Origin of the sequence: Anaeromyxobacter terrae (assembly GCF_022690685.1) — a bacterium.
Lineage (GTDB): Bacteria > Myxococcota > Myxococcia > Myxococcales > Anaeromyxobacteraceae > Anaeromyxobacter > Anaeromyxobacter terrae.
In genome coordinates this window covers 38,323-52,179 of sequence record NZ_JALCYY010000041.1, presented here as the reverse complement: position 1 = coordinate 52,179, position 13,857 = coordinate 38,323, and the positions used below count along the sequence as shown (strand labels likewise).

Here is a 13,857-nt window from a genome sequence, read left to right as displayed (position 1 = left end):
GAGGTCGAGGTCGAGGTCGCGTCGAGGTCGAGGTCGGGGTCGGGGTCGGGGTCGAGGTCGGGGTCGAGGTCGGGGTCGAGGTCGGGGTCGAGGTCGGGGTCGGGGTCGAGGTCGGGGTCGGGGTCGGGGTCGGGGTCGAGGTCGGGTCGAGGTCGGGTCGGGGTCGGGGTCGACGTCGGGGACGAGGCCGAGGTCGAGGTCGCGTCGTAGTCGGCCGATACCGGAGCCCGCGGCGACCTCGTGCCTCGTCGCCGCGGGTCCCCTCTCCTCCTACGCCGCGCTCTCTCCCCTCTCCTCCACGGCGCCCTCCTCCCCGATCTCCAGCGCCACCGCCGCGGCGTGGATCACCGCGGCGATCCGGACGGCGTCGTGCACGGCGTCCTCGCCGAGGCCGCCCTTCACCACCACGTCCTCGTGCGCGCGGACGCATGCCTCGCAGCCGTTGATCGCGCTCGCTGCGAGCGAGAAGAGCTCGAGCTCGACGCGGCTCGTCGCGGGCTGGGCGAGGCGCCCCATGCGCAGGCGCGCCGGGCGCTCCGAGTAACCGGGCTTCCCGACCATGTGCCGGAACCGGTAGTAGACGTTGTTCATCGCCATGAGCGATGCGGCGGCGAGGCCGTCGTCGACCGCCGCGTCGAGCCCTCGTGCGCGCGCCTCCGCGACGACGGCGTCCCGCAGCGCCGCGTTCCGCGCCGCGGCGGCGGACGCCACCGCGACGCCCCAGCGCTGCGGCTCGGTGAGCGCGCCGCCCTGGAGCACGGCCTGGAGGTTCAGGCGGACGTCGCGGGCGGGGTCCGGGATCGCGTCGCGGAGCCGCTCGAGCGGGCTCACGGAGCCACCTCGAGCGTCGGCTCGCCCTTCCTCCAGTTGCACGGGCAGAGCTCGTCGGTCTGGAGCGCGTCGAGCACCCGCAGCGTCTCCTCCACGTTCCGCCCGACCGACAGGTCGTTCACGGAGACGTGGCGGATGACGCCCGCCGGGTCGACGACGTAGGTGGCCCGGAGCGGGACCCCGTCGGCGTGGAGCACGCCGAGCGCGGTGGAGAGCTCGCGCTTCGTGTCGGCGAGCATCGGGAACGGCAAGTCCTTCAGGTCCGGGTGGCTGTTGCGCCAGGCGAGGTGGACGTAGTGGGTGTCGGTGGAGACGCCCAGCACCTGCGCCTCGCGATCCCGGAAGTCGCGCTCGCGCCGGCCGAACTCGGCGATCTCGGTCGGGCACACGAAGGTGAAGTCCATGGGCCAGAAGAACACCACGCGCCACCGGCCGCGGTGGCTGTCCGGCGTGACGTCCTGGAACTCCTCGCCGGCAGCGCGGCTCACGACGGCCTTCAGGTTGTACTCGGGGAAGCGGTCACCCACGGTCAGCATGCGGTCGGTCTCCTATTCGGGGCGGCGGGGATCGCCGCGTCGCAGGGCAGAATCTGCCGCTCGAGCTGTGATTTTCCCAATACATCGTAGCGACGACTTGGTTAGGCTCAGGCTATGACGCCGCTCCCGCCCCACGCCTTCACGCTGCGCCAGCTCCAGTACGCCCTCGCCGTCGCGGAGACGCTGAGCTTCCGCCGGGCGGCGGAGCGCTGCCGGGTCGCGCAGCCGTCGCTCTCGACCCAGATCGCCCAGCTCGAGTCGGCGCTCGGCGTGAGGCTGTTCGAGCGCGACCGGCGGCGGGTGCTCGTCACCGCCGCAGGGGAGACGCTCCTCGCCCGCATGCGGCGCGTGCTCGTCGAGGCGGACGATCTCGCCGGCGCGGCGCGCGCCGCGGGCGATCCGCTCGCCGGGACGCTGCGGGTGGGCGTCATCCCGACCGTCTCGCCCTACCTCCTGCCCCGCGCCGCCCCCGCCCTCCGCGCTGCCTACCCGCGCCTGGGCATCACCTGGGTCGAGGACAAGACCGAGGAGCTCGTGCGCCGCCTCGAGGCCGGCGCCCTCGACGCCGCGCTGCTGGCGCTCGAGGCGGAGCTCGGCGACGTGGAGCACGCGGACATCGCCCGCGATCCCTTCGTGCTCGCGACCCCGCGTGATCACCCGCTCGGCGCGCGCGCCGGCCCCGCCACGGCGGCGGAGCTGCGCGGCGCCGACGTGCTCCTCCTCGACGACGGGCACTGCCTGCGCGCGCAGGCGCTCGACGTCTGCGCCCGGGCTCGCGCCCACGAGCTGGAGTTCCGCGCGACGAGCCTGCCGACGCTCGTGCAGATGGTGGCGGGCGGCGCAGGCGTGACGCTCCTGCCCGAGCTCTCGCTCGCCGCCGAGACCCGCCGCGTCGACCTGCGGCTCCGGCCCTTCGCGGCGCCCGCGCCGCACCGGACGATCGCGCTCGTCTGGCGCCGCCGCTCCCCGCTCGCCCCCGCGCTCCAGCGGCTCGCGCGGACGATCCGCGACGCGTACCCGAAGTCCGGCCGCTGAGGTTCCGGGGGCGCGGCTCGGGCGCAGCGGGTCGCGCCAGCACCGCGGCGACCAGCGGGCTCCTCGGGCCGAGGTCGCGCCGGCGCCGAGCGGCCCCCGGAGAGGTCACGGCACGCGGAAGGCCGGCGCGAACACGTCGCGCGCCCACGCCTCGATGGAGGTGGGCGTGGTGGTGGCCGCCGATCGCGGCTCGAGCGGCGCGATGCGCCGCTCGTCGAGGGCGCGCGCGAGCTCGACGAACAGCGCGGCGATCTCCGCGGACAGCCCGGCCTGCACCATGCCGGCCTGCGCATCCGCGTACGAGAGCTGGGCGTAGGCGAGGTCCGGCTTGCCGATCGCGGCGCCGAGCGCGCGCGCGACCTCGACGGGAGTCAGGTCCCGCTCGCCGTGCAGCTCCTGCACCTCCCGGCCGCGCCAGTCGAGCGCGAGGAGCCGCGCCGCCGCGGCCTCGCCCACGTCTGCGGCGGCGATCTGCGCAATGCGCAGGTCGGGGGCGAGCGCGCCGCCGTAGAACCCGGCCGACCTCATGACCCCGATCGCGCTGAGGTGGTTCTCGAAGAAGTAGCCGGGGCGTACCGCGAGCACGCTGAGGCCCGGGACGCGGCCGAGGCGCTCCTCGAGCGTGTGCAGCCCGGCGACGGGACCGGTCCCGCCGGCGAGCTGGGCGCCGAGGCTGGAGAGCGCCACGGCGTAAGGCACGCGCGCCGCCTCGAGCCCGTCGGCGAGGACGCCCGCGACGCGGTCCTGCCAGGCGCGAACGCCAGGGCCGAAGTACGGCGGCAGCTGCACGAACGCGGCGCCCGCGCCGTCGAGCGCGCGCCGGACGAGCTCCGGATCGTCGACGCTGCCCACCACCGGCTCGGCGCCCGCGTGAGCGGCGAGCGCCGCGGCGCTCCGCGCGACCACGCGGAGCGGGCGCCTCGCCTCGGCGAGCCGGCGCGCGACCGGGCCGCCGACGTGGCCGGTGGCGCCGAAGACGACGTACACCTTCTCGGCCATGCCGCCTCCTCCCGACGTGACATGCGAGCGCGCCTCCACCCCCGCGCGAACCGTTTGGAGTCCAACGATGCCCGGGGGGCGGGCCACCGCCCGCGCGGACGGTCGTCTCGGCACCCCCTCGTCGTGGTACCCTCCGGGCCGATGACGCGCCCCCTCGTGCTCGGCACCCTGGCCGTCGCGCTGTCCCTCGCCGCCTGCCGTGACCGCACGCCGGTCGTGGAGCCGGGCGCTCCGTCGCCGGCGGCTGCAGCGCCCGCCGAGCCGAGCGCCGCGGCACCCCTGCCCGGCTCCGCCGCCGCGGCACCGGTATCCGACGCGGCGGTGCCGGCAGCCGCCCCCCAGGGTGCGGAGACCCCCGCGACCGTCGTGCAGGACGCCGCGCCCGCCGCGGGCCGCCTCGCGGCCCCGGGGCCGGCCACCCCCGCCGCGACGCTCCTCCGCGAGGCCGTCGCCCTCGACCCGGCCGGCCCGATCCCGCTCTCGCGCGACGAGGAGACCGTGGTCGACCCCGCCACCACCTTCCGGCTCGTGCTCGCTGCGGAGGTCCCGGAGGCCCGGCTCGTCCTGCTCGACGGCGCCGACGCGATCGTGGCCTCGAGCGGAACCCGCGAGGTGGGCGCGACCTCCACGCTCACGCTCACGCCGTCCGCGCCGCTCGTGCCCGGCTCGCATTACCTGCTGCGGCTCGACGGTGCGCGGACGCGCGAGCTCCACGACGCCGCCGGCCGGGCGTACGCGCCGCTGAACCTGAGCCTGCTCGTCGCAGGCGAGCCCCCGAAGGCCGAGCCGAAACCGAAGCCGAAGCCCGCGCCGCGGAAGCGACGCAGCCGGCGCTGAGCACCGCGGTCGCCGGGCAGCCCGTTGCGCTTGCCCGGCGAGGGCAGCCTCACCCGCGATCGTCGGGGCCGTGCCGGGCGAGCCGCTCGAGCTCGGCGAGCACCGCCCGATCCGCCTCGAGGAAGTCGTAGCTCGCGAGCGTCCCCGGGCGCGCCCACGCGATCTCGGCCACGCCGAGCGGGCGTGGCTCGGCCCCGGGCTCGAGCGCGCAGCGATAGAAGGCGAGCTCGACCTCGAGGTCGGGGTAGGCGTGGTCGTGGCGGAGGAGCAGCGGCCCCACCTCTGCGTCGCAGCCGAGCTCCTCGACGAGCTCGCGGCGGAGGGCGGCAGGCTCGTCCTCGCCCGGCTCGACCTTGCCGCCCGGGAACTCCCACTGCCCCCGCTGGCCCGGTCGATCAGGCCGCCGCGTGACGAGCAGGAGCTCCGCGCGCCGTACGACCGCGGCGACGACCCGGATCCGCCTCACGAGAGATCGAGCGCGTAGAGATCGCCGCGGTTCGACAGGACGTAAACGCGCCGATCCACGACGGCCGGGGTGCCCGAGACGCCGCTGCCGGGATCGAGCACGCGCATGAGCCGCCCGCTCGACGCCTCGAGCCAGCGGAGCCCGCCCGCGCCGGCGGGGACGAGCACCCACGCGCCCGCGACGACCGGCTCGCCCGAAGGCACGCCGCCGTCCAGCCGCGAGGACCACAACACCTTGCCGTCCTGGGCGGAGAGCGCGTACACGCCGGCGGTCGCGACCGCGACGAGCGTCCCGCCCGGCGCGAGCGCGAGCCTCACCGCTCCGGGCGCATCGAACGACCAGCGCGTCGCGCCGGATGCCGCGTCGAGCGCCAGCACCGCGCCGGAGTAGGCGGCCGCGTAGACCCGGTCGCCCTCGACCGCGAGCCCGTCGACGTCGAGCTCGTCGCCCGCGGGCGCGACCATCCGCTCCCAGCGCGCGGAGCCCGTCGCCGCGTCGAGCGCCGCGACGAAGCCGTCCGAGTAGGCGGCGTAGACGGTGCCCGCGCGGACCTGTACCGGCGCGGCGCCGCGGATGGTGAAGCCCGGGTGCGCCTCGCGCCGGTGGTGCCACTTCCAGGCCCCCGTCTTCGCGTCGAGCGCGAACACGGTGTCCTGCAGGCTCGCGACGTAGACGGTGCCGGCGACCACGGCCGGGCGGGTTCCGAGCTCCTCCTTGGCGTCGTAGCGCCAGCGCTCCTTGCCCGTCGCGAGCGCGACCGCGTAGAGGCGCCCGTCGCTCGAGCCGGCGTAGACGGTGTCACCCTCGATGGCGGGCGGACCGGAGAAGCCGCCCTCCGTCTTGAGCTCCCAGGCGACCCTGCCGTCGTCCCTGAGCGCGTGGAGCCAGCCGTCGCGGGTCCCGAACACCACGATCCCGCTCGCCGGATCCACGGCGACGCCGCCGGGCTCGCGCGGCTTCCACTCGAGCGCCTGCGGCGCGACCACGGTGCGCTGCCAGGCGAACCGGTAGAGCTCCCGCGGCGCCGGGGGCAGACCGGTCCTCATGCCGGGGGCCGTCGCGGCGAGCGCGACGGCGAGGACGAGGGCCGTCATCTACTTGCCGCCGAGCTTGCCGAGCCGCTGCGACGCCTCGGGCGCGAGGGGCGACTCCTTGTGCTGCTCGGGGAACGCGGCGAGCACCTGGCGCGCGTAGTCCGTCTTGCCGGCGGCCGCGAGCACGCGGGCGCGCTCCAGATCGGCGCGATCCGCGAACGCCGGCGCCTCCTTCGCCATCCGGGCGAACCCCTCGGCCGCCGCGGCCAGATCGCCCTGACCCTCGGCCGCGAGCGCGACTCCCTCGAGCGCGCCGAAGCGGAGCGAGTCGTCCTTGGCCGCGGTGTCGAGGTACTTCTGGTAGGCGGCCCTCGCCGGCTCCCACTCGCGCAGGCGCAGGTGTGCGTCACCCTTCGCGAGCGCCGCGAGCGCGGCGGCGGCGCCGCCGTGCTGCGCGAGGACCTGGTCCGCCGCCCCGATGATGGCGCGCTGGTGCGCCTCCTCCGTCGGGAAGAACGGGCCGGGCTGACCGGGCAGCGGCACCGCCGACACCGTCCCGCCCACCGTCTCGAGCAGCTGCGAGACCGCAGCGCCGGAGGCCTCGGACCGCTGCGACTGCACGACCAGGACGACGAGCACGAGGAGCACGGCCGCGACCGCAGCACCGCCGAGGATGACGGCCTGCCGCTTGCGAGCCGCGACCCAGCCGGCGGCCTGCTCCGCCGCGTGCTGGAACTTGTCCGGCTCCTTCATGTCCTTGCGGGTGATGACGCTGGGCTTCGACGACATGGCACCTCTCGGGGGCGCAACGCGCGAGATTCCTGAAGAAAACCGGGCCAATCTAGAGGGCCCGGGCGGAGGCCGTCAAGCGAAAGCCGGACGGCCGCTCACCCGCGCCTCTTCGACGGTGGACGGCTGCGGCGCTTTCGCTCGCGGAAGACGAGCCGCATCGGCACCTCGAGCCCGAACGCGTCGCGGAAGCGGTTCTCCACGAAGCGGCGGTACGGCTCGCCGATCGCCTCCGGCCGGTTGCACTGGATGACGAAGGTGGGCGGGGCGTAGGCGACCTGGGCGACGTAGTAGAGCTTCACCGGGTGGCCCTTCGCGAGCGGAGCCGGGTGCTCCTCCTGGATCGTCTCGAGCAGCTCGTTCAGGGCCGGCGTGGGGAACCGGGCGCGGTACTGCTCGACGAGCCGCGCGGCGCGCTCGAGGACGCGGGTGACGCCGCGCCCCTCCTTCGCCGAGACGAACAGCATCGGCGCGAACGACACGAAGGGCAGCCGCTTGTACAGCTCCTTGCGGTACCAGTCCTGCGTCGCGCCCTCGCGCTCCGCGACGTCCCACTTGTTCACGACGATGACGAGCGCCTTCGCCTTCTCCGCGACGAGCCCGAGGAGCCGAGCGTCCTGCTCCACGCCGGCCTCGGTCGCGTCGAGCAGGCAGGCGACGACCTCGGCCCGGTCGATGGCCTTCATCGCCCGGACGACGGAGTACGCCTCCACGCTCTGGGCGATGGCGCTCTTGCGCCGGATCCCGGCGGTGTCGGTGACGACGAAGCGCTGCCCGCGGTGCTCGACGAGCGAGTCGATCGCGTCGCGCGTCGTCCCCGGCACGTCGGAGACGACGAAGCGCTCCGTCCCGAGCAGCGCGTTCACGAACGTGCTCTTGCCGACGTTCGGGCGGCCCACGATCGCGAGCCGGATGTCGCCCTTCGGCCGGTCGGACTCGCTGACCTCCTCCGGCTCCTCGGCGTCCTCGGGGGGCGGCGGCAGCTCCGGCAGCGCGAGCTTCGCGACGATCGCCTCGACCAGCTCTCCCACGCCGCGGCCGTGCTCGGCCGAGACGGTGTGCACCTCGCCGAAGCCGAGCCGGAAGAACTCCGCGAGCGGGATCTCCTCTTCGGTCCGCGCGGTGTCCACCTTGTTCACCGCGACGAAGAGCGGCTTGCCCGCGCGGCGCAGCAGGTCGGCGACGGAGCTGTCCACCGGCGAGAGCCCCTCGCGGCCGTCGACGACGAGCACGACCGCCGAGGCCTCCTCCACCGCGAGCTGGGCCTGCTGGCGCACCTGCGCGATGAGCCGGTCGCGCGACTCGGGCTCGAACCCGCCCGTGTCGACGACCGAGAGCGCCCGGCCCTCGAAGAGGAAGTCGGCGTAGTTCCGGTCGCGGGTGACGCCGGGCACGTCCTCGACGATCGCGGCGCGCCGGCCGGCGATCCGGTTGAAGAGCGTGGACTTGCCCACGTTGGGGCGGCCGACGAGCGCGACGAGCGCGCGCGGCACCGGGGCGTTGGGCGCGCTCACAGGCCGAGCCTCTTCAGCGCGGTGGCGCGCTCGCTCCAGCGCTCCTCCACCTTGACGGTGAGCGCCAGGAAGACCTTGCAGCCGAGGAGCCGCTCGAGGTTCTCCCGGGCACGGGTCCCGATCTTCTTCAGCATCGCGCCACCCTTGCCGATCACGATCGCCTTCTGCGACTCGCGCTCGACGAGGATCACCGCCGAGATGCGGACGAGGCCGCCGCGGTCGCGCCGCTCGGCCTCGTCGAACTCCTCCACGTCCACCGCGACCGAGTACGGGATCTCCTGGCGCGTCTGGAGCATCACCTGCTCGCGCACGTACTCCGCGGCGAGGGCGCGCTCCGCCTGATCGGTGAGCTGGTCGGGCGGGAAGAGCGGCGCCTCCGACTCGGGCAGGTGCTTCGCGAGCACCTCGAGCAGCGTGTCCACGTTCTCGCCGGTGAGCCCGGAGAACGGGACGATCTCGGCCCACGCGTGCAGGCCCTTGTACGCCTCGATGACGGGCAGGAGCGTCGCGCGTGGCGCGCGGTCCATCTTGGAGATCCCGAGGATGGCGGGCTTCCGTCGGCGGGCGACCTCCTCGATCGCCCACCGCGTCGACTCGCCGACCTCGACCCGGCCGTCCGGACCCGTGCCCGCCTCGACGAGCATCAGCACCGCGTCGACCTCGCCGAGCGTGGTGAGCGCGACCTCGACCATGCGCCGGTTGAGCGGCCCCTTCGCGCGGTGCAGGCCGGGCGTGTCGAAGAAGGCGATCTGGGCGCCCTTCGCGTTCCAGATCCCGAGGATCCGCGTGCGCGTGGTCTGCGGGCGCGGCGTGACGATCGCCACGTGCTCGCCGAGCACGCGGTTCAGGAGGGTGGACTTGCCGACGTTCGGCCGCCCGACGATGGCGACGAACCCGGCGCGGAACGGGGTCTGCTTCTTCTGGGTCATGGAGGTGATCGCGCCCGCCGGCGGCACGAGAGCCGCCGGCGGGCGCCTGGGTTCCCTGGCGGCGGAGCCTTACGGCTGCGCGCCGCGGGTGATGGTGACCTTCTCGAGCTTGACCTTCGCGTTGCCGGTGCGGGCGATCTTCGGCACGAGCTCCTCGCCGCGCACCACCTCGCCGAAGATCGTGTGCCCCTTGTCGAGCCAGGGGGTCGCGATCTCGGTGATGAAGAACTGCGAGCCGTTGGTGTTCGGGCCGGCGTTCGCCATCGCGAGCAGGCCGCCCTTCGTGAAACGGTTGTCGGGGCCGATCTCGTCCCCGAACTTGTAGCCGGGCCCGCCGGTGCCGGTGCCCAGCGGATCGCCGCCCTGGATCATGAACTCGGGGATCACGCGGTGGAACACCGTGCCGTCGTAGAGCGGCTTCTTCTGCTTCTGCCCGGTGCGCGGGTCCGTCCACTCCTTCGTCCCCTCCGCGAGGCCGACGAAGTTCTCGACCGTCTTCGGCGCCTTCTCCGGCAGGAGCCTCACGACGATCTCGCCGAGGGAAGTCTGGAACGTCGCGTAGAGCTCTTCAGCCATGTCTGTCCTCCCGTCCTCCCCGGCGCGGAGCGCCCGCCCGGGCGACGCCGCTCACTTGCAGGTGGGCGCCTTGTCCGTGATGGTGACCTTCACGAGCTTCGTCTGGCCGTTCCCGGCCTGCGCGATCGGCGCCACGAGATCGCAGCCGCACACGCCTTCCCCGAAGTGGACGTACCCGCAGACGCCGCCCGGCGCGTTGCACGCCTTCGGGTCGAGCCAGGGCGTCGCCCCCTCGGTGATGAAGAACTGCGAGCCGTTGGTGTTCGGGCCGCTGTTCGCCATCGCGAGCTGGCAGCCCTTCGCGAACGGCTTCGCGGGCGGCTTCTCCAGCTCGTCCGCGAAGCGGTAGCCGGGATCGCCAGACCCGAACGGCCGGCCGTTCCGGCTCTGCGTCTCGCCGAGCGCGGCGCCGCGGGAGAGCGGGTCGCCGCCCTGGATCATGAAGCCCGGGATGACGCGGTGGAACAGCGTCCCGTCGTAGAGCGGCTGAGTGACCCTCCGTCCGGTCGCGGGATCCGTCCAGGTCTTCTTGCCCTCGGCGAGCTCCACGAAGTTCGCGACGGCCTTCGGCGCCTTCCCGGGGAGCAGCCTCACCCCGATCTTGCCGCGCGAGGTCTCGAAGACGGCGTACTGAGCCCTGGCCTTCGCGCCGGCGGCGGGGGTCTCTGCGCGCGCCGCGGGCGCGGCGATGCAGGCCGCGAGCGCGACGAGGAACACGGTCGGTTTCGTCATATGCGCGGGGATGCTAGCCACCGACGGGGGTGCGGGCAAATGGAAAGAAGGCCTCGGGCCAGGGGACGGCCACGCGGTCACGTCACGCGACGCGTCCCCTTGCGGGCCTTCTTCTTCGCGGGCGCCTTGGCGGGGCTGCGCTTCGCGCGCGGCTTCGCCCGCTTCGGTCGCGCCCGCTTCGTGGGTGCCGGCTCGCTCGCTGGCTCGCCGCCGGCCGGGGGCGCCCCCGCGGCGCGGGTGACCTCGGGCGGAGACGCGGGCGATCCGGGCTCGGGTGGCAGGGCCGGCTCGCCCGCAGCGGGCGAGGCCGTCGCCGCGACCGCCTCGGCCTGCGGGGTGCCCGCGCCGGACGGCGCGGCCGCGGGCTCGACGGAGGTGGACGGCAGGGCGGCCCCCTCGGCTCCGCCCGCCTCCGCGAACCTGCGCCCGAGCAGCTCGAGGGCGAGCTTCGCGGCGGCCTGCTCGGCGTCCTTCTTCGAGCGTCCCGCGCCGCGCCCGACCACCTCGCCGCGCAGGTCCGTCTCCACCTCGAAGGTCTTCGAGTGGTCGGGACCGTGCTCGCGCACGACGCGGTAGCGCGGCGTCGCCCGCAGGCGGCTCTGGGAGAGCTCCTGGAGCTGGGTCTTGAAGTCGCGATCGAGCGTGCCGGCCGCGGCGCGCGCGAACGCGTCGCCGAGGAAGCGATCGATGAGCACCAGCACCGGCTCGAGGCCGGCCCCGACGTAGAGCGCGGCGACCACCGCCTCCATCGCGTCGGCGAGGAGCGAGGCCTTCTTGCGCCCGCCGGTCATCTCTTCCCCGCGCCCGAGCCGCAGGAGCGAGCCGAGATCGAGCGCCCGCGCCATCTCGGAGAGCCCCTGCTCATCCACCACGGCGGCGCGCATCTTGGAGAGATCCCCCTCGCGCGCCCCCGGGAACCGGTCCATGAGCCGGTGCGACACGGCGAGATCGATCACCGCGTCGCCCAGGAACTCGAGCCGCTCGTTGTCGGCGAGGCCCGCCTCGTCCCGGTGCTCGTTCACGTAGGACTTGTGCGTGAGCGCCGCGAGCGCGGTGGCGCGATCGCCGATGGCGAGCCCGAGCCGCGCCTCGAGCGCGGCGACGGGGTCGGCGGGTCTCTCCTCGCAGGGCGCGGTCGCGCCACGGCCCGGCTCGTTCGCGTCGTTCATCCCGGTCCTCATGCGCGCAGGCGCGCGGCGAGCTCGTCGGCGAGCGCGTAGGGATCCGCCTCGTGCGCGGCGATCCGCTCGGCCACCGCGTCGAGCTCGCCCATCTCCGCCTCGAGCCGCTCGAGCGCGCCCTGGACGAGCCGCTCGCGCAGCACCGCGACGAACGCGGCCCGCGCGCGCGCCGCGTCGCGGGCGCGGCGCCGGCCGGACGCCTCGAGGTGGGCCTGGTGGGCGTCGATGGCCGCGGCGAGCTCGGCGATGCCCTCGTTGCGCAGCGCCACCGTCCGCACGATCGGCGGCTCCCAGGAGCCGTCCGGCGCCGCGAGGCCCGACGCTCCCCCGCTGAACCGGTGCGCGGCGTCGTGATCCCCCGGCCTCGCGGCCACCGTGCGGCGCAGCTCGAGCATCCCCTGCAGGTCGCGGACGGTGCGATCCGCGCCCTCGCGGTCCGCCTTGTTCACCGCGAAGACGTCGGCGATCTCGAGGACCCCGGCCTTGATGGCCTGGACGTCGTCGCCGAGCCCGGGGACCGCGACCACCACCACCGTGTGCGCGAGGTTCGCGACCTCGATCTCGTCCTGGCCCACGCCGACCGTCTCGACGATGACGACGTCCTTCCCCATCGCGTCGAGCACCTGCACGACGTCCGACGTCGAGCGCGACAGCCCGCCGAGGTGGCCGCGCGTGCCGAGCGAGCGGATGAACACGCCCGGGTCGAGCGCGTGGTCCTGCATCCGGATTCGGTCGCCCAGGATGGCGCCCCCGGTGAACGGGCTCGTCGGATCCACCGCCACGACGCCGACGGTCCGGCCGTGGGCGCGGTGGTGCGCGATGAGCCGATCGGTGAGCGAGGACTTCCCCGCGCCCGGCGCGCCGGTGAGGCCGACCACGTAGGCGCGGCCGGTGCGCGGGAACAGCGCGCGGAGCGCCGCCTCGGCGCCGGGCTGGCGGTCGTCGAGGTCGCGCATGAGCCGCGCCGCCGCGCGGACGTCACCCGCGAGCACGCGGTCCGCGATGGGGTTCCCGGTCGTCATCAGTAGGCCGCGGCCTCCGGCACGAAGTTCGCCACGAGGATGGCCGCCGCCATCTTGCGGGGCGCTCCGATGGGCTGCCGGCCCGGGTCGAGCTGGCGGTAGATCACGCTGCCATCCTGCACCTGGTCCACGAGCACGAGGAGGCGCCAGCCGCCCCGCTCCTGCGAGAACACCGCCTCGAAGTCGGCGCGGGGCAGGACGCGCGCCGCTCCATAGGGGCGGCCGTCGATGTCCGTGCCGACGTAGCGGACCTCGCCGTCGCGCGCGTCCTCGACGACCACGTTCATGACCCAGACCTCGCCCGGGCGCGGCTGCAGGTGGCCCTGGACGTCGACCGCGCCGGCCCCGGCATCCGCAGCGCCGCTCGCCTCCGGCACGGAGGAGCCCCCGGGCGCGATGCCGAGCGCGAGCGCGACGAGCTCGCGCGTGCCCGGGAAGGCGGCGAGCTCGAAGCGATCCGACCAGACGTCGCCGCTCGGACCGATGAGGCGACCCTTGAAGCGCGTCCCCGTCTCGCGGCTCGCGACGAAGCGGTAGCGCGTGCCGCCGTGCTGGAACTCCTGGACGAGCTCCACCGTCGCGTTCGGCGCGAGCATCGCGTCCTCGCCGAAGACGCCCGCGAGCGCCGCGAGCGTGAGCGCGTTCCGCGGCGGCGGGGTGACCTCGAGCCGCGAGGCGGCGGGCACGTGCGCGCGCGCCTCGCGCGCGGGGGCCGGCGCCATCTGGCCCAGCGCACCGACGAGGTGCTGCTCGAGCTCGGCGGGCGTGCGCAGCGCGGAGAGCTCGAGCGCCGGGAACTCCGGGGAGACCTCGAACGGCGCCCCGCCCACCGGCGCGACCCGCGAGACGCGGACGCCCTCAGGCCCACCGAGGAGCTCGAACGCGTGACCGGGCGTCTTCACGATCGCGCGCACCTCGAGCCGGTCGGCCTCCATCCCGGCCTCGAGGCGCAGCGCCCGGAGCCGCGCGGCGACGTCGGCGAGGGAGGCTGCCCGCTGCTGCAGGAGCGCGGCGACGGCCTGATCGAGCTGCGCGGCGCGCTCGTGATCCTGGAACGGTACGGGGCCCAGCGCGGCGAGGGGCGCGTCGACGAAGCGGAGGTGGTCGTGCCCGGCGACCACGAAGCGGGCGCGCGGGATCGGCTGGCCGGTCGCGGGGTGGACTGCGCGGGAGAGCGCGAGCTCACCCTCGAGCGTCTCCCGGTCGGAGCCGAGCCGGACCGGGATACCGAGGGCGGAGAGCTTGCGGGAGGCGATCTGGTTCAGGCGCTCCCGCGGGATCTTCCCGATGATGGTGTGCTCGCCCTCGCCCATGCGGTGCCGGAGACCTTTCGGCGACGGAGGTTACCTCAGAATCGCCGCCGGGGGAGCGCCAGG

At 74.9% G+C, this 13,857-nt stretch carries 15 protein-coding genes; 2 read left to right on the top strand and 13 right to left on the bottom strand.

Annotated elements, in window-relative coordinates; genetic code table 11:
- Positions 1-270: 270 nt before the first annotated feature.
- Positions 271-831 (bottom strand): carboxymuconolactone decarboxylase family protein, encoded by a 561-nt coding sequence (locus tag MNY62_RS17565; RefSeq protein ID WP_242345495.1) that lies wholly within the window; start codon positions 829-831, stop codon positions 271-273.
- Positions 828-1,367, bottom strand: coding sequence for a peroxiredoxin (locus MNY62_RS17560; protein ID WP_242345494.1), 540 nt, complete (start codon positions 1,365-1,367; stop codon positions 828-830). Before MNY62_RS17560 ends, MNY62_RS17565 begins: the two co-directional genes overlap by 4 nt.
- A gap of 114 nt (positions 1,368-1,481) precedes the next feature.
- Here MNY62_RS17560 and MNY62_RS17555 point away from each other — a divergent pair, with 114 nt between their 5' ends.
- Positions 1,482-2,402, top strand: a complete 921-nt coding sequence (locus MNY62_RS17555; protein ID WP_242345493.1) for a LysR substrate-binding domain-containing protein — start codon at positions 1,482-1,484, stop codon at positions 2,400-2,402.
- Between the two features lie 105 nt (positions 2,403-2,507).
- Here MNY62_RS17555 and MNY62_RS17550 read toward each other — a convergent pair whose 3' ends face one another.
- Positions 2,508-3,401 carry an NAD(P)H-binding protein gene (locus tag MNY62_RS17550; protein ID WP_242345492.1) on the bottom strand — a complete coding sequence of 298 codons (894 nt, stop codon included), beginning with the start codon at positions 3,399-3,401 and terminating at the stop codon, positions 2,508-2,510.
- Between the two features lie 141 nt (positions 3,402-3,542).
- Between MNY62_RS17550 and MNY62_RS17545 the strand changes: the two genes are divergently transcribed.
- A complete protein-coding gene (locus tag MNY62_RS17545) occupies positions 3,543-4,238 on the top strand; it encodes a hypothetical protein (protein ID WP_242345491.1) in 696 nt (231 codons plus the stop codon).
- Between the two features lie 49 nt (positions 4,239-4,287).
- Here the strand turns inward: MNY62_RS17545 and MNY62_RS17540 are convergent, their stop codons facing one another.
- The 10 genes from MNY62_RS17540 to MNY62_RS17495 all read right to left on the bottom strand — a co-directional run bounded on the left by MNY62_RS17540 (position 4,288) and on the right by MNY62_RS17495 (position 13,794).
- Positions 4,288-4,704, bottom strand: a complete 417-nt coding sequence (locus MNY62_RS17540) for a (deoxy)nucleoside triphosphate pyrophosphohydrolase (RefSeq protein ID WP_242345490.1) — start codon at positions 4,702-4,704, stop codon at positions 4,288-4,290.
- The gene (locus tag MNY62_RS17535; protein WP_242345489.1) at positions 4,701-5,798 is read right to left on the bottom strand and encodes an outer membrane protein assembly factor BamB family protein; all 1,098 of its coding nucleotides are present in this window, start codon (positions 5,796-5,798) and stop codon (positions 4,701-4,703) included. Before MNY62_RS17535 ends, MNY62_RS17540 begins: the two co-directional genes overlap by 4 nt.
- On the bottom strand, positions 5,799-6,527 hold the full coding sequence (locus MNY62_RS17530; RefSeq protein WP_242345488.1) for a tetratricopeptide repeat protein: 729 nt from the start codon (positions 6,525-6,527) through the stop codon (positions 5,799-5,801).
- Between the two features lie 98 nt (positions 6,528-6,625).
- Positions 6,626-8,041: a ribosome biogenesis GTPase Der gene (der, locus tag MNY62_RS17525; protein ID WP_242345487.1), complete on the bottom strand. Its 1,416-nt coding sequence runs from the start codon at positions 8,039-8,041 to the stop codon at positions 6,626-6,628.
- The gene (era, locus tag MNY62_RS17520; RefSeq protein WP_242345486.1) at positions 8,038-8,970 is read right to left on the bottom strand and encodes a GTPase Era; all 933 of its coding nucleotides are present in this window, start codon (positions 8,968-8,970) and stop codon (positions 8,038-8,040) included. The genes der and era overlap by 4 nt, the downstream gene beginning before the upstream one ends.
- A 69-nt stretch (positions 8,971-9,039) precedes the next feature.
- Positions 9,040-9,546 (bottom strand): peptidylprolyl isomerase, encoded by a 507-nt coding sequence (locus MNY62_RS17515; protein ID WP_242345485.1) that lies wholly within the window; start codon positions 9,544-9,546, stop codon positions 9,040-9,042.
- 51 nt (positions 9,547-9,597) lie between these two features.
- On the bottom strand, positions 9,598-10,278 hold the full coding sequence (locus tag MNY62_RS17510; RefSeq protein ID WP_242345484.1) for a peptidylprolyl isomerase: 681 nt from the start codon (positions 10,276-10,278) through the stop codon (positions 9,598-9,600).
- A gap of 77 nt (positions 10,279-10,355) precedes the next feature.
- Entirely contained in the window at positions 10,356-11,447 is a 1,092-nt protein-coding gene (gene rnc, locus MNY62_RS17505; protein WP_242345483.1) for a ribonuclease III, read from the bottom strand.
- 8 nt (positions 11,448-11,455) lie between these two features.
- On the bottom strand, positions 11,456-12,481 hold the full coding sequence (meaB, locus tag MNY62_RS17500; RefSeq protein WP_242345482.1) for a methylmalonyl Co-A mutase-associated GTPase MeaB: 1,026 nt from the start codon (positions 12,479-12,481) through the stop codon (positions 11,456-11,458).
- Positions 12,481-13,794: a hypothetical protein gene (locus MNY62_RS17495; protein WP_242345481.1), complete on the bottom strand. Its 1,314-nt coding sequence runs from the start codon at positions 13,792-13,794 to the stop codon at positions 12,481-12,483. The genes meaB and MNY62_RS17495 overlap by 1 nt, the downstream gene beginning before the upstream one ends.
- Positions 13,795-13,857: the final 63 nt, after the last annotated feature.